The 19845-nt window shown below is 55.6% G+C and carries 18 protein-coding genes and 1 pseudogene; 11 read left to right on the top strand and 8 right to left on the bottom strand.

What is annotated here, in order from left to right; translation table 11 throughout:
• Positions 1-188 precede the first annotated feature (188 nt).
• Both Pla100_RS10195 and Pla100_RS10190 read left to right on the top strand, forming a co-directional pair.
• On the top strand, positions 189-1280 hold the full coding sequence (locus Pla100_RS10195) for an acyltransferase family protein (RefSeq protein ID WP_390620594.1): 1092 nt from the start codon (positions 189-191) through the stop codon (positions 1278-1280).
• 17 nt (positions 1281-1297) lie between these two features.
• Positions 1298-1798 carry a CinA family protein gene (locus Pla100_RS10190; protein WP_146577589.1) on the top strand — a complete coding sequence of 167 codons (501 nt, stop codon included), beginning with the start codon at positions 1298-1300 and terminating at the stop codon, positions 1796-1798.
• Between the two features lie 77 nt (positions 1799-1875).
• Here Pla100_RS10190 and Pla100_RS10185 read toward each other — a convergent pair whose 3' ends face one another.
• The 3 genes from Pla100_RS10185 to Pla100_RS10175 form a co-directional block, all read right to left on the bottom strand.
• Entirely contained in the window at positions 1876-3417 is a 1542-nt protein-coding gene (locus Pla100_RS10185; RefSeq protein ID WP_146577588.1) for a hypothetical protein, read from the bottom strand.
• A 197-nt stretch (positions 3418-3614) separates the two neighbouring features.
• A complete protein-coding gene (locus tag Pla100_RS10180; protein WP_146577587.1) occupies positions 3615-4433 on the bottom strand; it encodes a sugar phosphate isomerase/epimerase family protein in 819 nt (272 codons plus the stop codon).
• Complete coding sequence (locus tag Pla100_RS10175; RefSeq protein WP_146577586.1) at positions 4411-4602, bottom strand: hypothetical protein; 192 nt, start codon at positions 4600-4602, stop codon at positions 4411-4413. Before Pla100_RS10175 ends, Pla100_RS10180 begins: the two co-directional genes overlap by 23 nt.
• A 14-nt stretch (positions 4603-4616) precedes the next feature.
• Here Pla100_RS10175 and Pla100_RS10170 point away from each other — a divergent pair, with 14 nt between their 5' ends.
• Entirely contained in the window at positions 4617-5846 is a 1230-nt protein-coding gene (locus tag Pla100_RS10170; RefSeq protein ID WP_146577585.1) for a lipid-A-disaccharide synthase, read from the top strand.
• Positions 5847-5938: 92 nt separating this feature from the next.
• Positions 5939-6745, top strand: coding sequence for a hypothetical protein (locus Pla100_RS10165; protein WP_146577584.1), 807 nt, complete (start codon positions 5939-5941; stop codon positions 6743-6745).
• Between the two features lie 761 nt (positions 6746-7506).
• On the opposite strand, the gene Pla100_RS10160 is transcribed toward Pla100_RS10165, so the two are convergent.
• Positions 7507-7935 carry a hypothetical protein gene (locus Pla100_RS10160; RefSeq protein WP_231602917.1) on the bottom strand — a complete coding sequence of 143 codons (429 nt, stop codon included), beginning with the start codon at positions 7933-7935 and terminating at the stop codon, positions 7507-7509.
• A 350-nt stretch (positions 7936-8285) separates the two neighbouring features.
• Between Pla100_RS10160 and Pla100_RS10155 the strand changes: the two genes are divergently transcribed.
• The 4 genes from Pla100_RS10155 to Pla100_RS10140 all read left to right on the top strand — a co-directional run bounded on the left by Pla100_RS10155 (position 8286) and on the right by Pla100_RS10140 (position 14397).
• A complete protein-coding gene (locus Pla100_RS10155; RefSeq protein WP_146577583.1) occupies positions 8286-10337 on the top strand; it encodes an efflux RND transporter periplasmic adaptor subunit in 2052 nt (683 codons plus the stop codon).
• 108 nt (positions 10338-10445) lie between these two features.
• Positions 10446-11360, top strand: coding sequence for an efflux RND transporter periplasmic adaptor subunit (locus Pla100_RS10150; protein ID WP_197167819.1), 915 nt, complete (start codon positions 10446-10448; stop codon positions 11358-11360).
• A 197-nt stretch (positions 11361-11557) separates the two neighbouring features.
• On the top strand, positions 11558-13795 hold the full coding sequence (locus tag Pla100_RS10145) for an HlyD family efflux transporter periplasmic adaptor subunit (protein ID WP_315853460.1): 2238 nt from the start codon (positions 11558-11560) through the stop codon (positions 13793-13795).
• A gap of 200 nt (positions 13796-13995) precedes the next feature.
• Complete coding sequence (locus Pla100_RS10140; protein ID WP_146577582.1) at positions 13996-14397, top strand: DUF3467 domain-containing protein; 402 nt, start codon at positions 13996-13998, stop codon at positions 14395-14397.
• Positions 14398-14504: 107 nt separating this feature from the next.
• Here the strand turns inward: Pla100_RS10140 and Pla100_RS10135 are convergent, their stop codons facing one another.
• The 3 genes from Pla100_RS10135 to Pla100_RS10125 all read right to left on the bottom strand — a co-directional run bounded on the left by Pla100_RS10135 (position 14505) and on the right by Pla100_RS10125 (position 16110).
• Complete coding sequence (locus Pla100_RS10135) at positions 14505-14807, bottom strand: acylphosphatase (RefSeq protein WP_146577581.1); 303 nt, start codon at positions 14805-14807, stop codon at positions 14505-14507.
• 139 nt (positions 14808-14946) lie between these two features.
• Positions 14947-15774 (bottom strand): serine/threonine protein kinase, encoded by an 828-nt coding sequence (locus Pla100_RS10130; protein WP_146577580.1) that lies wholly within the window; start codon positions 15772-15774, stop codon positions 14947-14949.
• A gap of 147 nt (positions 15775-15921) precedes the next feature.
• Positions 15922-16110 (bottom strand): hypothetical protein, encoded by a 189-nt coding sequence (locus Pla100_RS10125; protein ID WP_146577579.1) that lies wholly within the window; start codon positions 16108-16110, stop codon positions 15922-15924.
• A gap of 230 nt (positions 16111-16340) precedes the next feature.
• On the opposite strand from Pla100_RS10125, the gene Pla100_RS10120 reads away from it, so the two are divergent.
• From Pla100_RS10120 to Pla100_RS31525, 3 genes and pseudogenes are all read left to right on the top strand, one after another.
• On the top strand, positions 16341-16538 hold the full coding sequence (locus Pla100_RS10120; protein WP_146577578.1) for a cold-shock protein: 198 nt from the start codon (positions 16341-16343) through the stop codon (positions 16536-16538).
• 278 nt (positions 16539-16816) lie between these two features.
• A pseudogene (locus Pla100_RS32400) lies at positions 16817-17059 on the top strand (alpha/beta hydrolase fold domain-containing protein); the annotation flags it as partial.
• 16 nt (positions 17060-17075) lie between these two features.
• On the top strand, positions 17076-17276 hold the full coding sequence (locus Pla100_RS31525; RefSeq protein ID WP_231602916.1) for a hypothetical protein: 201 nt from the start codon (positions 17076-17078) through the stop codon (positions 17274-17276).
• Positions 17277-17695: 419 nt separating this feature from the next.
• Here the strand turns inward: Pla100_RS31525 and Pla100_RS10110 are convergent, their stop codons facing one another.
• Positions 17696-19528: a TolC family protein gene (locus tag Pla100_RS10110; protein ID WP_146577577.1), complete on the bottom strand. Its 1833-nt coding sequence runs from the start codon at positions 19526-19528 to the stop codon at positions 17696-17698.
• Positions 19529-19845: the final 317 nt, after the last annotated feature.

The raw sequence follows: 19845 nt of genomic DNA, 5'->3' as shown, positions 1-19845 counted from the left end.
CGAATCGTCAGAATCGTTACCACTATTTCAATCGACCTGACCTGTCGAATTCATCTGAGTCGCCCCATTTCTTCGGGTCAACCCGAGCTCAATTCTTGAAGATCGCTCTCAAAGACAAGATAGATTGGAGTGCGTTCGTTTGAATCACGTCCCAAGGCGACCGCACGCCCCGATGAGAACAGAGAAACATCATTACGACTTCTGCCCTTTCAAACCTGTCGACACGACCGCATCAACGCATCCTCGAACTCGACGCCTTGCGAGCGATGGCTGCGATCAATTTAGTGTTATTCCATTTCACGCACGTATATCACGTGAAGTACGGATTCACCACGCCGTTGGGTTGGCAGTGGCCGTTCGGTGCTTACGGAGTGATGATGTTCTTGATGCTATCCGGATTCGTCAACAGCATGTCGTTGATGCGGCGTGGCGATCCGACTGACTTTGTCGCCGCTCGATTGATCCGGATCGTGCCGTTGTTCTTATTGGTCATCGGGGCGAACGTTCTGCTCAACCTGTGCGCGCCCCTGAATGACCATCCGATTTCGACGAGCCAATTACTCGCTAACTTAACTCTGATGCCGCGAGTGTTTGGTTTCGAGTGCATCGATCCGGTGATGTGGACGTTGCAAGTCGAAATGTTGTTCTATGCCGTTTTGACAGTGCTTTATTGTTGGGGAGGTCTGAAACATTATTGGGTCGGTTGGGGCGGGCTGTTGGCCGCGTCGTTGATCCTATGCCCGACGCTTGATGCGTTGAAAGCGACTTACGCAGACACGTTTGGGTTTGCCTGCGCGACGGCGGTGCGACAGTTACTCGTGCTCGACTACATTCCGATGTTCGCGATCGGATTCCTGCTTTACATGATCAAAACCGGCGTGGGGCGTTTTCGGAACAACGTGATCGGCATTGCGATTTCTGTTCTGGTATTTCATTGCATCGATCATGGCAAACACAATCCGGTCGCCACAATCTTGATCATTGCCATGGTGACAATGGCCGCCTGGGGCCGGATACCGATCTTACGCTTGAAACCATTTGTGTACATCAGCACGATTTCCTACGCACTGTACCTCGGCCACAACAATCTTGGTTGCGTTTTGATGTACGCATTCAATCGGGCCGGCGTGCCGGCAAATCTTTGTTTGGCGATCGTGATTGTGTTTTCGTTCTGCTTGGCGATCTTGATCACACATCGAATCGAACAACCGCTCACATTGCGAATTCGCGGCTTGTATCACGACTATCGAAACGGGACAATGCGTCGAGCTATTAGTTGAATCCAGGTAAACATTGAATGTGGCCAAACAGCACTGACTTAGTGGCATCGACCTTAGTCGAGCGATTGAAGTCGCGAGGCGAGCGACTCGCCTTGGCGGAAAGTTGTACCAGCGGGATGGCGGCCGCGATCATCGGCGGCGTGCCAGGGGCGTCCAATGTGTTCTGTGGTTCGATGGTGACTTACCGGATCGCCAGCAAACAAGCGTGGCTCGGTGTGCCCAAGCAGATCATTGACATCCATTCGGCCGAAAGCCGTGCAACGACCGAAGCCATGGCGACCTGTTTGCTCGAAGCTTGCCCCGAGGCCGATTGGACGGCTGCGGTCACCGGTCATTTTGGACCAGACGCTCCGGCGGATCACGACGGCGAAGTATTCTTTTGCTTGGCTCGCCGTATTGCGACCCATGAGCCCCGAGTTCTTCATCGACGCGTTCACCTGAACGAATCACAACGGATTGCTCGGCAGATCGAAGCGTCGATGAATTTGATTCAGTGGATCAGCGAAAACATTCTGTAATGGGCGCGATGTGAGCTTACGGCCGACGACATTCAGCACGTCAAAAAACGTCGACGCCACGGCGAAGTGATCGCAGCTTAAAGACCTTGCAGCAGTTCGATCGCAATTGACTTGGTATCGCCGGAGCCCTCGATCTTGCCCAGACCGACTTGGATTCCGCCGGGAACCTCCGTCATGCCGTTCGGCAGGCTCACCGACACCGCTTGTTTATTACTTAGCAAAATCGATGCGTTGCCAGGTTCGCCGGATAGTTTGCCGACGACCACCGCACCATTCGTCTCACGCTGGGATTCGGTTCGGTCCAGCCAAGTTGGAGCGGCCAGCGCGAACGCTTTAACGAGCGACATGTCCGAATTCAGTTCGGCCATCAACGGCCGAGCTTTCTCAATCGAGTCGCCATCGGCTTGGCCCGCCAATTCGGAGAGATCCGCATAGAGTTGGTTGACCGCCTTGGCACGACCTGCGTCTCCCGCAGGCATGGACGAAATCGCAGTGAGTGATTGTTTCAATCGACTGACCTCCCCGGCGACGTCGAAAGCGGGTGCGGCCGGTTCAACTGCGATTGGCTCAACTGCGATTGGTTCAGATGTGGCCGGCTTGCTTTCTTCGGCCCGCATCGTCGCAGCGCCGAACAGATCGGTCGCCGGTGAGGCACCCGACGAGGTATCTGGCGAATCCGCGTTCAGTTCCTCCACGACGGGAAGCGAAGGATCGCTACCTGGGACCGTTTCGGGAAACGGAAACCCCGCGTCGGTCTCCATCGGCTCCGTTTCGGTTGCCAAATCAGGCAAGCTTGGCTCGGTAGGTTGCGAATCACCTGTGATTTCAGCCAAAGCGGCATCCGCCGGTGCCATGCCTCCTGGATTTAGCTCGGAGGGAGACAATTCATCGGCGAGCGAACGGCCTTGCACAGGTTCGTTATCGAGTAGGACCGGCGGATCAATCGCCATCGGTGCCGAAGCTCGCTTGGCAACCGATTGGTTCCCCATCGGGATGTACTCGTTGAGGATCGGACCGATCACCGGCACCGGCTTTCCCAAAACGTGCAAGAGACCGCCAACGATCGGCAGAGACAGCAAACCGCCCAAGGCCACACCGACGATCGACTTCCACGCTGGTCCACCACTGCGTCGTCGACGCGTCGCCTCGATGTCCATCATGACCGGTGCGACCGAAGGCGAGGGCTCGGTATCGTCCGACTGATTTGGGATCTCATACTCGTCTAGGTCGGACTCCTCGTCAATTTCGGATGACTCGCCCGAGATCAACTCCATCTCTTCGAGTTCCATCGACTCTTCATCGGAATCATCGGCCGAAAATTCGTCGGAAGCTAAGTTGATCGGTTCGATCTCCGCGACGGTGTCGAGTTGCGATTGATCAAACGTTTCATCGTGATCTTCGAAGTCCGAGATCATCCCCATCGAATCCGAGCCACGAACGGCCGCCGCCCCGAGCGAGGAACCGAGCCCCAAGGCAGCTTCGCCGCCGATTGCTTCACTGCCCATTGCTTCACCCGCCGACCACGAATCGGCCGCAACGCCGGCGGTTTCCAATTCAGCTTCGTCGCCAAGAATCACCAGTGCAGGCGGGATCGCCGCTTTGATTTCCGACGTGGACATGGTGGCCAAACACCAGGGGCATTTAACTTGCGTTGTGGAGGCACCCCGATCGGCACAAATGGAATCAGGAACTCGGACGGATTCCTGACAGCGTGGGCACTGCGTAACCAACATGAACGAACCGCTTTAACATAGGGGAGCAGAAACCATGATCGATCATCGATCAGCCGGCATTGTACTCCTACGAAGTCGGAAATTCAGCCCATCGCGACCGCAGCTCGAAGATTTTCGATGCTTTGATTGGCCAAAACCTCCGCCCCAGGGGAGTAGTCAAATACCTCCACGCTGACCCATCCGTCGTAGTCGATCGCACGCAATGCGGCCATGATCGGTTCGAATTTTACCTCGCCCATTCCCGGTCCAAGCAGGTTGGGGTCGTTAGCGTGAAAATGGATCATCGCCTCGGCATGATTGCGGATGACCTGATCGATCGCTTCGGACTCACTGCTCATCGCTTTGACGTCCAAATGCAGCCCGATCGAGTCGTCGCCGATCATGGCTTGCAATTGACAGGCTTGGTCGGCGGTATTGAGAAAATCGCCCTCGGCGGGACCGAGCGGTTCCAGGGCGATCCGAACGCCGCGTTCACGCAGTGCCGGCACCACGCCGCTGAGAACGCTCGCGGCACGCTGCATCGCCTCGTCGATCGTCTGACCCTCGGTTCGGTTTCGTTGAGCGGGCGATCCCAGGACCATTAAATCGCCGCCTAAATCCGCGCAAAGATGCGTCAACTTAATGAGATACTGTGTCGTTCGGTCTCGGGTGGCCGCATCGGCGGTCGTCAAATGAAGGCCCTCGGTTTTGGCCAACAACCAGTGCAAGCCGATAATTTGTAACCCAGCGTCTTCCACACACCGGCGATACGACCGGCGATCCTCGACCGAAAAGGCATCGACGTGGCCGGCGAGCATGAACGGAGCGACTTCCCAGCCGGTGTATCCTGCGTCGGCGGCGAGCTGGAGTGCCTCGGTCAAGGGCATGTCCTGAAACGTTTCATTGCAGATCGCGTACTTCATAGTGACTTAAAAGAGGCATCGAGTAATGGGACGGAAGTGCGTCGGTGCAGTCTAACGCATCGACGATGCCTTGCGACGGACCGGCACTTTTCAGTAGCGTCTCGCTGGCGACCTGTTGATTTGGTCCGCACCACAACCCGCCACAGGCGGCAACGAAGCGATTACTCATGGAAGGCGATTGCGGTGACCAAGACGCTCTTTTTTTCAGTCGGTGAACCGAGCGGTGATCAGCATGCCGCGAGGCTGATCGAACAACTCCACAACCGATCGGTCTCCAATCGAACGGTTGAGCGGATCAACGTGCGCGGATTCGGCGGCCCAGAAATGCGACGAGCCGGCTGTCGGCTGGACCTCGATCTGACCGGACACGCCGTGGTGGGCATCTTGGAAGTTTTGCCCAAACTGAGAGAGTTTTTTCGCTTCGCCGACCAAGCCGAAGCCGTGTTTCGTTCGGGCGAGATCGACGGCGTCGTACTGGTCGATTTTCCCGGCTTCAATTGGCATATCGCCAAGCGGGCAAAGAAATACGGCATTCCCGTTTATTACTATTGCCCGCCGCAACTGTGGGCTTGGGGCGGTTGGCGGGTCAAGAAAATGCGTCGAAACGTCGACCATGTGATGACGGTATTGCCGATCGAAACGTCGTACTTCAACCAACACGGCATTCCAACGACCTTCGTCGGCCATCCGTTCTTCGATGCGGTCGCTCAAAAGCAACTCGACGAAATCACGATGCGTCAGTTGGATGCGTTTTCCATCGACAACGACAGCGATCTCGACCAGTCCGATTCAAAGCTGGTCGCGGTGCTGCCGGGCTCACGTGATCATGAAGTGCATCGGAACTTTCCCATCATGCTCGAAACGATCCGTCGGTTGAGCCAGTCGTCGCCGGTCACACGATTCGCGGTTGCCGCCTATCGCGATCGCCATTGCCTGTGGTGCCGCCAGCAACTGACACCTACGGATCGGCACTTGCCGATCGATTTCTTCGTCGATCGCACTTCGGAGGTCATCGAAACGGCTCACTGCGCGATGATGGTCAGCGGCTCGGTCAGCCTGGAGCTGATGGCCCGGGGCACCCCCGCCGCCGTGATCTATCGTGTCGGAAGGTTGCTGCATGCGGTTGGTAAACGGGTGTTGCGAGTCGACAGCGTTACGTTGCCGAATTTAATGGGTCAGCGGAAGGTTTTTCCAGAATTTGTGTCCGTAGGCGAGCCCGAGCCCGCGATCGATTTTCTTCACGAGACAATCAGTGCCATGCTCGATGACCGATTTTACTACAGTCGTGTCTGCGGCGATTTGGATCGCTTACGTGAAAAGTACGGCCAACCCGGCGCGTCCGAGAGGGCCGCGAATTTTTTGATCGAGCAACTCGGGTGCAATCAGCAAACCATTCTGGCCCGTGCTGCGTAGCGGATTCCTGTTTGTTGTTTTGAACGTCGCGCGACGATCGTCCGCCCGATTGCAATTACCCGATCATCTGCCCGCTCGATTATCCGCCCGCCATGCCTGAATCTTCGACCACCGACTCCATCAAATCCGCCGAACCCGCGAAATCAAGTGGCTCAACGAGTTTATTGGATTCGCCCGCGATTCCCCGCATGGGTGCCGAAGCGGGCTATCAACTCGTCAGCGAGGAAGACGTACCGCCGCTGCGTGCCAGCGGGATCGTGTGTTTGATTTTGGGAATGCTGAGCTTTTGGGCTCCGATCGCTTGGCAAATGCTTGTGATTCCGGCCCTGGCGATCGTTTTCGGCGTGATCGCGATGCGAAAATGGGGAAACGTCCGCCCGGCCGGAACCTCGGCGGCTGTGATCGGTTTGTTGCTGGCATCTGGATTTGGTACGGCGGGCGTGATGATCCCCGCGATGAAACAGCAAACGCTGGGCAAGCAGGCGGAATACTTCGCACGCGAATTCCTTGAATTGTGCGGCAATGGCGAAAAAGAACTCGCTCTCGAACTCCAAAAACCCGTTCAAAACCGACAACTCGGTACGATGGACCTTGAAAAAGCCTATTCAGAGGACGAGGTCGCCAGCCAACAAATGGAAGAAGCCAGCGGCGGAATCATCGACAACGTCATGGAAGCCGGTCCCGACATCGAATGGAAATTGGCTCAGCCGGTTGACGTGTTCGTCAAGTACGGCGTCGAGAAAGCGGACACCTATTGGATCGACCCCAGTGGTAAGATCGATCAAAAAATTCAAATCCTGCTGGAGTGGCACCCCGACGAAACAAATAACACCGGACAATGGCACGTCTCGCTGTTCCAATTTCATCGCGAATTGATCGTGGCACCGTCGATTCTTTAACCGACACCCTTTGCCGCCGCGTCGCTTGTGGGCTGTTGATTTAGTCCTCATCGAAACCCGAAGCGTGAGCGAGCGATACATACAAAGGACTTAATGGTGATGAATCCCTCGCTCACGCTTCGGGTTACGATTAAATCGACACGCCCCTTGCGCTCTCCTGGTGATGCGATCGAGACAATCTTGCACCGATGATCCACCACTGAGTGTGGTCGATGGTCGGCTCGATTGGCGTGTTGGCGTCAGCCCTTTTCCTCGGCCGGCATTCCCCGGATTCAACGGTACGATGGGATAACCCCGGCTCCATTGTGGCTTTCGTTCCCGCTCGTGCTCGTGCTCAGCACCGTATCACTGGGCACAAGCACGAGGTGCACTTCGTGCCACAACGAGGTAATCATCCCCGATTGCATGGGGACCTATCTCTGGGTGGCCGGACTTATCGCCGGGTCGGTCGGAAGGCCAGTATCTGGCCTCCCCGATGGTGGGTCAAGCAATTTTTCATGAACAACATTCTGCAAAGGCGTGACCATCTTCAGGGTGGTGCGATGAATCGCCCCGTCGTGCGGCGGTCCGCTGGCAACACGCCAGAATCCTCTCTCCCCAGAACCTATGACACCGATTTCTCTGGAAGTGCGTTCGACGCCGTGAGGCCGGTCACTGGATAAAGACTTGGTTGTCATTGATGACCACGGATCACAGGATGGCGTCGATTCAGTACGGACGGTTCGGCGAATTCGCCTAGCCACTGACACGTCGCTGATGCGTTACTTAGCGTTCCTCTGCGGTTTGGCGACCAGGGTGATCGCCGGGACTTGGGCCGAGCCTCCGTGGAACGTTCGGCGGCCGTCGATCGTGTGGTCAAACACGAACGCCCCTCCGTTCATTCCCTTACGTGGACTGACCCGCAGGATCGCCGGGTGACCGCATTGGTGGCATCGAACTCGGAAACCATGCTGGTCCAACATCCCTTGGATCAACTTTGCTAGACGCATATTCAGCTCGAGCGACCCAAGTGTCCGCCCCACGAAGCCCTGAAGTTTCTCTTGGAGCGTCAGCCGCATCGAACGCTGGATCCGGTTGAGTTCTTGCTGCAGGCCGGCGAGCGCTTGATCCGCGTCGGTGACCAAAGCCCGCTCCGCGTCGGTCGCAGAGGCGTCTAAATGCTCGGAAAGTTGAGAAATGGGCAAGTTCAAGAGCGGATTCGCAGGCGATGAGCGTGGAGGCAAAGAAATCGTTCCGAGAAGTCCTCGGCGGATCAAACCGAAAGTCCCGTAAATCCGTCCAAGAAACCCTGGACACAAGGTTATACGATTTGTATAAATAGTCCAGTCAAAGAATTCCGAAACGGCAATCGCATCGACTGGAGGCCGAATTCGCCAATTTTTTCCGTCCATTCGTTCGTTTCGCGTCAGACGTTGCGACCGGACGAGTGGGCCGGCCAAAGCGTCGTTTTGGTCAACTTCCAATAGCGGGGGAAAAGGATTTTTAACTAACGTTCGTACTGTCGCCTCTTTCGCACTTAATCCCCATTCGTTTGCAGCCCATGTCGGTCAACCAACAAACCGTCGAAGAAACCAAGGCACAGATCCGCGGATTGGTCAACGAGATCGCCGCGTTGACCAAGAGCGGCTCGACCGCCTCGGAGTTTTATCCCGAGTTGCTTTCCCGAATCATCACCGCTTTGGCTGCGGCCGGTGGAGCGATTTGGTTGCTCGACGAAGACAAACAGCTTCGTCTGCAATACCAAATCAACGCCGAGCCTTCGATCTTGGCCGAGGACAGCGACGACGCGACACGCCACAAGCGTTTGATCCAGCGGGCCGCCAATGCGGGTCAGTCCGTCTTGATCCCGCCCTACAGCGGCACGACCGACGGCGACGCCGAAGGCAACCCGACCCGATATCTGCTGGTGCTCGGTGCGTTGCAACACGACGGCCAAAAAGACGGATTGATTGAAATCTTCCAGCGACCCGATACGGCCCCGGACACGCAGCGAGGCTATCTGCGGTTCTTGACCCAGATGTGCGAACTCGCCGCCGAGTGGCTTCGCAGCCAAAAGCTGATCAAGCTCGGCGACCGGCAAACGCTGTGGCAGCAAGCCGACTCGTTCGCCCGCGCTGCCCACGAATCGCTCGATCTGAAAGAGACCGCCTACGTGATCGCCAACGAAGGCCGCCGGTTGATCGGTTGCGACCGCGTCAGCGTGGCGATCAAGAAGGGCGGCAAATGCACCGTCGAAGCGATCAGTGGCCAAGACACGATTGAGAACCGATCGAACATCGTATCGGCATTGAACGTTCTGGCGACCCGGGTCGTGGCGGCCGGCGAACCGCTATGGCACGACGGATCGACCGAGGATCTCCCGCCGCAAATCGAAGAAGCCCTCGAAGACTACGTCGACCTTTCTTATGGACGCAGCCTCGCGGTGTTACCACTGCGTGCGCCTGAGCGACGTCTAGGCCGTGACAAGGAGCAAGGTGCCGCCGGCGAAGTCGACCGCGACAACGCCCACCGGGGCGAAGTCATCGGTGCCTTGATCGTCGAACAAATCGAAACCGACTTGCCGCCCGATGTTTTTCGAACCCGTTGCGATCTGGTTTACGAACACGGCACCCGCGCGATCGCCAACTCGCAGGCCCACTCCAACCTATTCTTGATGCCCGTCTGGCGAACGCTCGGCCGGGCGACATGGGTCTTGCGTGCTCGAACGTTGCCCAAGACGCTCGGAGTATTGGGACTGATTGCCGGGATCATTCTCGCGGGTGTTCTCATACCGATGGATTTCGATCTGGAAGCCGACGGGACGCTCAAGCCCGAAGCGCGTCGCGAAATCTTTGCCGGCATCGACGGCGAAGTTCGTGAAGTCCTCGTCGATCACAACTCGATCGTGACCGCAGGGCAACCGTTGGTCAAAATGATCAACCCTGACATCGAAGTCGAGATCGCCGAACTGCAGGGACAGATTTTGACGACCAGCGCCGAACTGAACCGCGTTCGCGGGCAAATGCGGAAATACAAAGAACTCAAACCCAACGACTTGCGTGCCCTCGAGGGCGAAGAATTCGAGCTCGAAACCAAGCTCGAAGCACAAAACGCCAAACTTCAACTGAAACAGAAACGAGCGGCTGACTTGATCGTTCGCTCGCCGATGGACGGTCGGGTCGTCTCTTGGGAAGTCGAGAAAATGCTTCTCAATCGTCCGATATCGACCGGTCAAGTACTGATGGAGATCGCCGATCTGAGCAAACCGATGTACGTTGAAATCGAGATGCCGGAAAAGCGTGAAGGACACCTCGACGAGTTCATCAAAGAAACGTCGACGAATGAACTCGAGGTTACCTTCATCCTTGCGTCGGATCCTGACCAACCGCTTCCCGGCAAATTGCCTGTCGAGAACATTTCGCTGCGTGCTGAACCGAGCGAAGAGCATGGCTCGGTGATCAAGATGCGGGTTTACCCGGATCAAGCTGAACTGCAAAAACTATCGCCGAGTCCCGGTACGAAACTGACCGCCGACGTCAAAGTCGGGCGCCGGGCCAGCGGGTTCGTCCTGCTGCACGAAGTTTATGAATGGTTCGCCAAGTTCATTTTCTAGATTTTCTTCCTGTTCTTTCGCCCCGAATCCCCCCCGTATCCAATCCCCCTCGTCTTTTCGCACCGCCTCCTCTTCCCGCGGTGGATCGCTCTTAGAGAACCGATTTCCATGACTCAGAAACAATCTCTTGCTCTTGCTTTCGCCCTGTTGAGTTGTTCGGCGTGGTCGTCGACGACCTGGTCGCAGTCCGGCGGGATCCAAGATCCGGTGCAGCGGGTGGTTGCCGAGAATTGCTCGGTGAAGTACATCCGCAACGTCAACATTCCTTCGGAAGTCGAAGGCAAACTGATCGAGCTGAACCTCGAAGAGGGCATGAACATCTCGGCCGGCGACGTGCTTGCGATCGTCGATGACACGGCCGCCAAGCTCGCCCTCGAGTTAAAAAAGGCCGAAGAAAAAGAAGCGATGCTCAACGCCGACAATGATGTCAACCTTCAAGATGCATTGAATAGCGAGGAACTCGCTCAGGCGGAAGCGGAATCGTTCCGCGAACTCTATGAGAAAAGTGCGATTCCATATTACGAGATGAAGAAGAAGGATCTTGAGGCGATCCGCGCGAAACTGCGTATCGATTTGGCGCAAATGCAAAAGAAGATCGCCGAAGCACAGTACATCGCCAAACGAAGTGAACGCGAGATCGCCGATTACGAACAAAAACGTCGCCGCGTGCTAGCTCCGTTCGATGGGTATGTTGAAAACCGAATCGCTCAACAAGGCGAATGGGTCCAGCCGGGCTCGCCGATCGCGACGCTGGTTCAACTCGATCGCGTTCGTATCGAAGGTGTCGTCAACGCCCTCGAGTTCAAGGGCCGGGTCCGCGCGGGAATGCCGATCCGCGTGCGAGTGTTCGCCGATTCGAGCGACACCCAAGCATACGAAACTGATGCGACCGTCGGGTTTGTTAGCAGTGAATTGAACCTCCGAGGTCAGGTCCGAGTGTGGGCCGATATCCAAAACCAAAAAGACGATTCGGGTGCCTGGATCGTCAAACCGGGCATGCAAGCCGAAATCGTTTTTGAGTAGTGCTTAGCGATTAGCTGTTAGCTGTTAGCATCTGACTGCCGGGTCTCCGCCGAAGCGGCTCCGACCCAGCCTACCTTCACTCTTCACTCTTCACTCTTCACTCTTCACTCTTCACTCTTCACTCTTCACTCTTCACTCTTCACTCTTCACTCTTCACTCTTCACTCTTCACTCTTCACTCTTCACTCTTCACTCCCCATGCCCACTCTTGCTGAATCACTGGTAAGCAGTTCGTCGCGTGCCCTCACGGTGCGCCGGCGTCCTGACTTAACGGCCAGCCGGCACCACTACCAAGGACAAGGGTACTGGGTGGTGAAGGAACCTGTGGGATTGCAATATTTTCGTTTTCACGACGAAGAGTATTTCATTCTGAATTTGCTCGACGGGCATGTAAGCTTGCAGCAGGTCAAAGACGGTTTTGAACAACGGTTCGCGCCTCAAAAAATCACATTCGGCGACTTGCAGCAGTTCATCGGGATGTTGCACCGCAGCGGTCTCGTGATCAGCAATTCGCCGGGCCAAGGCAAGTCGCTGCGTGAACGCGGCCGGACGAAGAAGAACAAAGAATTGATGGGCAAGATGTCCAACGTGTTCGCTGTTCGTTTTCGCGGCATCGACCCGGAAAAAATCCTCAATCGTTTGTTGCCAATCTTCGGCTGGATCTTCACTGTCCCGGCTTTGATCTTTTTCATCGGATTGCTGATCGCCGCGTCGTTGCTGTTGGCGACGCAGTATCAAACTGTCTACGCCAAACTTCCCACGTTCCATCAATTCTTTGCGGCCGATCGCTGGATCATTTTAGCGGCGACGATGGCGATCGTGAAAGTCATTCACGAATTCGGTCATGGACTCAGTTGCAAGAAGTTCGGCGGTGAGTGTCACGAGATCGGCTTCATGCTGCTTGTGTTCACTCCGTGTTTGTACTGCAACGTGTCCGACTCGTGGATGCTACCTAATAAATGGAAACGCATTTGGATCGGTGCCGGAGGTATTTACGTCGAGATGATCTTGGCGTCGATCGCCGCGTTCGTTTGGTTCTTCAGCGAACAAGGCACGACGATCAATGACCTATGCTTGAACATGATGTTCCTCAACGTGATCAGCACCGTGCTCGTCAACGGTAACCCGCTGTTGCGATTTGACGGTTACTACATTTTGATGGATTACCTTGAGATTCCCAATCTGCGTCAAAAGGCGACGGAAGTTCTCAAGCGTTGGTTCCAAAAGACTTGTTTGGGCTTGGAACTTCAAGACGATCCGTTCTTGCCGCAACGCAATCAATTCATGTTCGGCATGTTCACGATCGCCAGTGTGATCTATCGCTGGGTGGTTGTGTTCTCGATCGTGTGGTTCGTGATGCAGGTGCTCGAACCTTATGGATTGCAGGCACTCGGTCGGATCTTGGCGGTGATCGGGTTCTCCGGTTTGGTCGCCCAGCCGGTCATTCAAACATTTAAATTCATCCGCACTCCCGGGAGACTTGCCAAAGTGAAAAAAGGCCCCCTCTTGACGTCGCTTGCCATCGCGAGCGTGGTCATCGCGGCGGTGTGTTACATCCCGCTGCCACATCATATCGACGCCGCATTTGAAATTCGGCCGAGCCGCGCCGGCACTGTTTACGCCGGTACGGTAGGACGCATCGTCGAAACGGTCCCGGTAGGAAAGCGCGTCAGCGCGGGCGATTCGATCGCAGTCTTGGAAAATCCGGAACTCCAAATTCGTTTAGCGGATCTGCAGGGAGAGGAAAAGTTCGCCGATGTCCAATTGATGAACCTGAAACGACGCAGCCAAGAAGACCGTGCGATCGTGGCTCAGATCCAAACCCAGGAAGAGATGCTGCAATCGATCCGCAACCTAAAAGAAAAGACTCAAGAAGAAATCGATCGATTAATCGTCAAGGCGAAACAGGACGGCTTCGTCTTGCCACCGCCGGAGCGGCCAAGCAATGATCCAGGCGACGGACGTTTGCCGGGTTGGACCGGCACGCCATTACAGGAACACAATCGCGGGGCATTGTTGACCGCCGACGACATGATTTGCGAAATCGGAGCGCCCGACGCGTTCGAGGCGGTGTTGATCATCGACCAAGGCGACCGGCAGTTGGTTCGCGAGGACATGGACGTTGACTTGAAGCTCGATTCCAAGCGTTTGGAGACGTTCACCGGCAAAATCCAAGAGATCTCCAAGAAGCCGATGGACGCAGCCAGCGCGTCGATGTCGAGCCAGACCGGAGGCGATCTGCAAACGGAGATCGATCCGGAAACCGGACAGGTTCGACCTCGTAGCGTGTCGTATCAAGCCCGCGTTCCGTTGGACGCAAGCGAATTGCATTTACGCCCCGGCTATCGCGGTGCGGCCAAGGTCCATGTCGATCCGATGTCGCTCGGGCAACGCCTGTGGCGGGTGATTATCAAAACATTCAACTTTGACTTTTAGTGTTTAAAAGTCCGCCTATCTTTCGTATTCCCCTTGAACCCCAACTGGATTTTTGAAACACCAACATCGATCCGATTGAAAAAACGATTTCTAGTCCGTTCCGAACCGTCGACGCGTTGCGAGTTCGGGGGGGATCCTTACCATGATGCAAAACGCGAACTCTCAACCAGTTTCCCTTTCCTAACCTTTGGAGATTTTTGATGGCAGACGAACAGAACGAAAACGAAGTTACCGAAACCGAATCGGCTACCGCCACTGCCACTGCGGATCCGACCTCACCGGCTGCGAAGGCTCAAACGCCTCCGCAACAACCCGTTCAAGTGCAAGTCGACGACCACGACACATTGGCTACTTACGCCAACTTCTGTCGCGTGACCGGATCGCCTGAAGAGTTGATCATCGACTTCGGATTGAACCCACAACCGATCGGTGTGCCGAAGGATCCGATCCAAGTCAAGCAACGCATCATCGTGAACTTCTTCACCGCAAAGCGTTTGTTGGCCGCTCTTCAAATGTCGGTCGCCCGTCACGAATCGGTCTTCGGCGTTCTCGAGACCGACATCAACAAGCGAGTTCGTCCAGGACTGCAACAGCAACGCTAAGCTTTCAAAATTCGGATCGGCGACCGCCGGTTTGACGTTTTGAACGCATCGACTAACCACGCCGTCCGTTGAAGGATGGCGTGGTTTTTTTAATGTCCGTTATTGTTTCAACTCGTCGTGATGCGAAAACGATCACGGTCGGAAATCGATTCCCGCTGTTCGACCAAGGTCTCATTGATCTTGGCGCTCATGGTCTGCCCCACGCGTTCGGCGAGTTCTTGCACATCGTGCGGGCTTCCTTGAACGTCCATGGTGACATCGCCGTTGGGTTCATTGCGGATGAAACCGGTGATCGTCAGTCCTCTCGCTTGATGGATCGCGTTGGCTCGAAAACCAACGCCTTGGACTTCGCCTCGATAGCGATAGACCTTACGGATGATCAGTGGATGCTTTTGTATTGGATTCGACATGGGGATGAATCGGAAAGCCGAAACGGCTCCGTGACGCGATAATGTCTTTGGTATTGCCTAATGATGTTACCAACTTCTTCCATGTTTCGAGCAAATGAACCGAATTGCGATGGACGAACGACGCAGCGTTGCCAATTACCTACGCTGCTCGTCGGATCGTAGCGGCGGACGGACCGATGTGACCGCCGAGCGTTTCGATTTCAAGGCTGAGCAATTGCTGAACGATCTTGGCCGACGAGGGGCGATGTGAAGGTTCGGGTGAAATCATCCGCTCAATCAGCTCGGCGACGGGTTCGATCCCCGCCGAGTGAATCGGTGCGGTTTGCGAGAGACATTCCCACAGAACGCGGCCGAGCGCAAACATGTCCATCGCGGGTAATGCCGCACTTGCCCCACTCATTAACTCCGGTGACGCATAATCGGGGGTTCCACGAAAGACGCGGTGCAACGGCGTGTGAATCCGCGCGGCGAAACCCAGATCGATGACCGTGACGTGACCTTTGCCATCGACGAGAACGTTTTCCGGTTTCAGATCCCCGTGCACCCAACCTGCGCAATGCAGTTTCTCGAGAGCTTGCGCGATTTGCCGAATCCACCACAAGGCAACCGGGACGGCAAAATGTTCCATTTGGGCGATCCGAACGTTCAACGGTTGGGCGTCCAATCGCGGCATCACCAAGTAGGGCGAATGCTCCGAATGCGACGCGTCAAGAATCGCCACCAAGTTCGGATGATGGACGCCGGCGGCATGAATCGACTGAACGATTTGGCGAGTGGCATCGCGGGTGGCCGAAGAGTTTTCCTGGGAAGCGTCGACCGTCTTGAGCGCGTAGTCGTAACGTGGATTGCCTTGACAATCGGCCGGTTGGGCGGCGTAGAGAACCGTGCCGCGTCCGGTGGCCAGTTTTTCCCCGAGTCGCCAAATGCCCAAGATAGAACCGGTCTGATCCAGTGGACGATTGAACATAAAGGCTTCCTTCGTGCAAAAATCAATGAACAGGCGACGCTCTGTGACATCGACCAGCCCACCGGTCGCAAACGAATCGCCTTGCACTAACCATTGCAACCGGAACAAACCGCACGAATTGCCAGAATCGCAGGTTGGCCCTGGGTCTCAAATGTCGGGCTTTTCATTGCCTTCGTCGTCGTATCGGATGAACGCGAAATAGCAAAAACTGACCGGCAGGGCGGGCAACGTCAGTAAAAAGAAAAACGATTGAAGCACCGACATCAGCAAGACGACACCGACAAAACCGCACCACAGCCACCACGTATCTCGCCAAAGACCTTTGAGTTGTTCCATGATTGAAGGCAATAGCGGGGGATCGGGCGACAAACGAGCATAGGAAAGATAGCAAACCCGTTATCTTCAGGGAAACCCGACGCGAAGAATTCGTTTCTTTTGACGAATCCGCCAGTTTCGCCATCGCGAGAACCCCGCCCCGACGCTATGCTGCCCCCTCACAGTCACGCTGGTGAAAACGAAGTTGTTTTTACGTTGCGTGGCAAAACAACTATTTTGGACTGAAGAAGATGGCAGAAGGCACGATCAAACGAGTCACCGACAAGGGATTCGGATTCATCGACACAGGTAGCGACAAGGACCTTTTCTTTCACTCGTCAAACCTCGTGGGCGTCGCATTTGACGACCTCCGCGAAGGCCAACGAGTGACTTACACCGAAGGTCGTGGTCCCAAGGGTCCCTGTGCCGAGAACGTCTCACCGGCGTAATTGTCTCTCTGCTAGACATTTTATACTGATGGATGCAATGAACCGTCGGTCGGCTGAAAAGCCGATCGACGGTTTTCTTTTTGGGTGAACTGGTCGGTTCGCAAGAGTCCTCTGACTCCCAGATTTTCTCTCCATCGCAAACCAATTCCCCAAGACCCGATGATCACGTATCCCCTAACTCGCCGACGTGAGGGCCATTTGGCGACCCTGTTGACGGCCGTGTTGATTGCTTTCTTCGGTGCCGCTCTCGCGAGTGCTGACGAACCGAGCTCGCTGACATTCATCGTCCGAGCACCGACGAAACCTTGCCTGCGGTCATCTACGTTCACGGCGGCGGTTGGTTGCACGGCGATAAATCATCGACGCGCCGGATGGCTCGTCGTTTGGCTCGTCGTGGTTACGTGACGATGTCCGTCGAATATCGACTCGGTTACGAAGCCGCCTTCCCAGCCGGCGTGCAAGACGTTCACGCCGCGATCGCCTTCCTGCGGCAACACGCCCGGCTTTACGGTGTGGACCCGAACCAGATCGCCGCCGATGCTATTCCAGTGCGGATCACTGGACAGCCCCGAACGAAACCAAGCGACACGCGAACGACTCACCTCGCTCGGCGTGAAGAACGAGCTGAAGGTCGACGAAGGCGACCACCACGGAGTGTGGAATCAACCCACCTGGGTCGATCGCTACGTCAACGACCAAGACGCATTCCTAAAAAGCCTCGGCTTTTGGTCCCAGTAGGCTGGGTCGCAGCGATAGCGAAGACCCGGCATTGGGGAACGGTTGGCTATTGGCTATTAGCTATTGGCTATTGGCTTTGAAAACTTAAACTTAAACTTAAACTTAAACTTAAACTTAAACTTAAACTTAAACTTAAACGCAAACGCAAACGCACTTCTCTTGCGTCTCCACCCGTTGTTGCCGCGTTAAGAATGGTCTGAACGCATTGGCTACAAGCCCGACGCGCAAGCGAGGGAAATCGTTCCATTGATCCACATCTCAGCGGAACCACTCGCTTGCGCGTCGGGCTTGTATGGTTCCCACGACGCCGCTTAGGTAGAATGCATCACCTACTGATCCTGCGATGCTAAGCGAGTGATGCTCGCCCAGTTTAGGTTTAGGTTTAGGTTTAGGTTTAAGTTTTTAGAGCCAATAGCCAATCACTCACACGGATGGAGCCCCAAATCGTTCAACAGGGTTCCCTTCGTGCGACTCAGACGCACCAACGAAAGGCTGTAACGGCTTTGGTCGATCGCCAGTTGTGTTTCGGCTCGCACGAGTTGCTCGGTCGCGTCGATCAGGAACTCGAGCTGCAGTTTCCCGGCGTCGTACAACGCTTGAGACGATTCGAGCCGTTGTCGCGAAGCGGTGACTTGGTGTTGGGAGCTTTGCATCGTTAGGTAGGCGGACTGGATTTCTGCGACGGCGTCTTCGACCTCGTACGCGACGGCGCGCTCTTGTTCGAGCAAAATCGCGCGTTCCCGTTGGATCTCGAGCGACGCGTTGCGGACGGCTGCTCTCGCTTGACGAAGTGGTGGCGAAACACTCGTTTCGACACCGAACTGCCATTCCTGGTGGTCGCCAGAATAGAAGTCATCGGCGGCGCTGTCGAAGCGATCACCGCCGCCTCCGAGGTCGTCGCCGAAGCCGCGGATACGATGCCGCCCGATTAAGTCCAATTGTGGCAACAGAAAATTCTTTGCCGCGATCAAACGCAGGTTCTTTTGCTGAAGCTCCAAACGCTGACGGCACAATTCGGTGCGGTGCGTGATCGCGGTGGCAACCGAAGCGCTTAAGTCAAACTCGAATCGAGCCGACGCGGGCGGATCGACCGGCCGCAGTAGTTCACGATCGGCCGGTGGCAGACCGATCAGCCGCCGGAGATTGCGTTCGGAAACATACAGCCCCGAGGCACCGTTGCCTCCACCGAGCGCCGATTCGACTTCTCGTTGAAATCGATAATACGTGGCTCGACTTTGAGATTCCTTGTAAGCCTCGCCACCAACGAGTCCTGAGAGTTTCTTCGATTCGACGGTCTTCCAAATCTCGTACGCGACGTCGCGCGCTTCGGCAACGTTTTCATAGACGACATACTGTTGCCGCAGGCCCCAGTACGCCGTGTAGAGTTCCATCAGATAGTCACGCAGTGCGATCTGAAAATCGGCTTGGGAGATCTTTGTATTGATCCGAGCGATCCAGATGCCGTTGGAAAAATTCAAACCTGGTCGCGCGTTCGGACCGGCGATCAGATTGAACTCTCGGCCGGCTCCTCGGAGCAAGGGCTGTCGAACTCCAAGTTCCAGTTGCGTTTCCCAAAAACTCGGGAATCGGTTTCCCGTTCGGTTGTTCGAATCGTAAGTTTGTATCGAGCGAACATCGAACTGGGTTCCGTATGTGTTGCGTTTTTGCCAAGTGGCGTTGAGTTCAGCAAAGTCCTGGATGAGTTCTTGAACATCGCCACCCAAGGTCGCGTTGTTGAACACTCGATCGTTGTTCTGTGAGAGCAGACTTGCGGAGACTTGGCTATCGAATTCCGCCAGCGCCGCCGCCGGTCCGAAAAACGGATCGGACGCCCGAATGGCCGGATCCCAACGAGTCGTGACCGATTGCGGCGAACTCAAAACGCGCACTCCGAGCGACCGAATCACTTCGCTGTGATTGAGCGCCAAGACTAATAACTCGTCTTCGGTCAGATCGCGAAACTGATCCGGCGCGACCCCGGCGTGACGAACCAAAGGCCGCGTCGAGCTTGCCAGATCCTCATTCGGAATGGGCATTGGTGCCGACTCGCTAATCGACACCATCTTGAGCAGACGCTGAGTATCGGCGTTCGCCGTGTCAGGCAGACTGACGTCCGGTAACGACGATTCGTTCAAGACCGCAGTGGAGACAATCGGAGCCTGCAGTATGACTTCGCCCGGCTCATGACGGCTCGCCGAACGACAGGCCGTCGAAATAACCATCGCGAGCAAGCCCAAGGAGCATAAGAACATCGAACACCACCGACGTCGTTGGTGGCGTGAGCGAGGATTCGCTTCGATTGTTCGGCAAGACAACGTGACGGTTGGCACAGACGGATCGGGAAATGTGACGTCGACTTTTAGTCGACGGTTCAGGACGGGCGAATGAAAGTCGCCACAACAAGCTCTTTCGGGATTCAGTGGTCGTTTTCGCCAATCCCTCGTCCGGTGAACTTGCAACCGTTATGAACGTTCTTGAACAGAAATGCGATGTTCGTCATAAACGTTGCCACCATTCCAAACTTTGATTTGTTGACGAAATCCTATCGGTAGCGATAGAGTGAACGGGT

The sequence above is a fragment of the Neorhodopirellula pilleata genome (assembly GCF_007859915.1).
Taxonomy (GTDB): Bacteria; Planctomycetota; Planctomycetia; order Pirellulales; family Pirellulaceae; genus Rhodopirellula; species Rhodopirellula pilleata.
Note: the sequence above shows the minus strand (reverse complement) of the source record. Positions and strands in the feature narration are given on the sequence as shown.

Bases quoted from the DNA above. Each gene is read 5' to 3' on its own strand.
- Pla100_RS10190 (WP_146577589.1), top strand. From the start codon at position 1,298: ATGTGGCCAAACAGCACTGACTTAGTGGCATCGACCTTAGTCGAGCGA.
- Pla100_RS10185 (WP_146577588.1), bottom strand. From the start codon at position 3,417: ATGTCCACGTCGGAAATCAAAGCGGCGATCCCGCCTGCACTGGTGATT.
- Pla100_RS10180 (WP_146577587.1), bottom strand. From the start codon at position 4,433: ATGAAGTACGCGATCTGCAATGAAACGTTTCAGGACATGCCCTTGACC.
- Pla100_RS10175 (WP_146577586.1), bottom strand. From the start codon at position 4,602: ATGAGTAATCGCTTCGTTGCCGCCTGTGGCGGGTTGTGGTGCGGACCA.
- Pla100_RS10165 (WP_146577584.1), top strand. From the start codon at position 5,939: ATGCCTGAATCTTCGACCACCGACTCCATCAAATCCGCCGAACCCGCG.
- Pla100_RS10155 (WP_146577583.1), top strand. From the start codon at position 8,286: ATGTCGGTCAACCAACAAACCGTCGAAGAAACCAAGGCACAGATCCGC.
- Pla100_RS10150 (WP_197167819.1), top strand. From the start codon at position 10,446: ATGACTCAGAAACAATCTCTTGCTCTTGCTTTCGCCCTGTTGAGTTGT.
- Pla100_RS10145 (WP_315853460.1), top strand. From the start codon at position 11,558: ATGCCCACTCTTGCTGAATCACTGGTAAGCAGTTCGTCGCGTGCCCTC.
- Pla100_RS10140 (WP_146577582.1), top strand. From the start codon at position 13,996: ATGGCAGACGAACAGAACGAAAACGAAGTTACCGAAACCGAATCGGCT.
- Pla100_RS10135 (WP_146577581.1), bottom strand. From the start codon at position 14,807: ATGTCGAATCCAATACAAAAGCATCCACTGATCATCCGTAAGGTCTAT.
- Pla100_RS10130 (WP_146577580.1), bottom strand. From the start codon at position 15,774: ATGTTCAATCGTCCACTGGATCAGACCGGTTCTATCTTGGGCATTTGG.
- Pla100_RS10125 (WP_146577579.1), bottom strand. From the start codon at position 16,110: ATGGAACAACTCAAAGGTCTTTGGCGAGATACGTGGTGGCTGTGGTGC.
- Pla100_RS10120 (WP_146577578.1), top strand. From the start codon at position 16,341: ATGGCAGAAGGCACGATCAAACGAGTCACCGACAAGGGATTCGGATTC.
- Pla100_RS31525 (WP_231602916.1), top strand. From the start codon at position 17,076: ATGCTATTCCAGTGCGGATCACTGGACAGCCCCGAACGAAACCAAGCG.
- Pla100_RS10110 (WP_146577577.1), bottom strand. From the start codon at position 19,528: ATGTTCTTATGCTCCTTGGGCTTGCTCGCGATGGTTATTTCGACGGCC.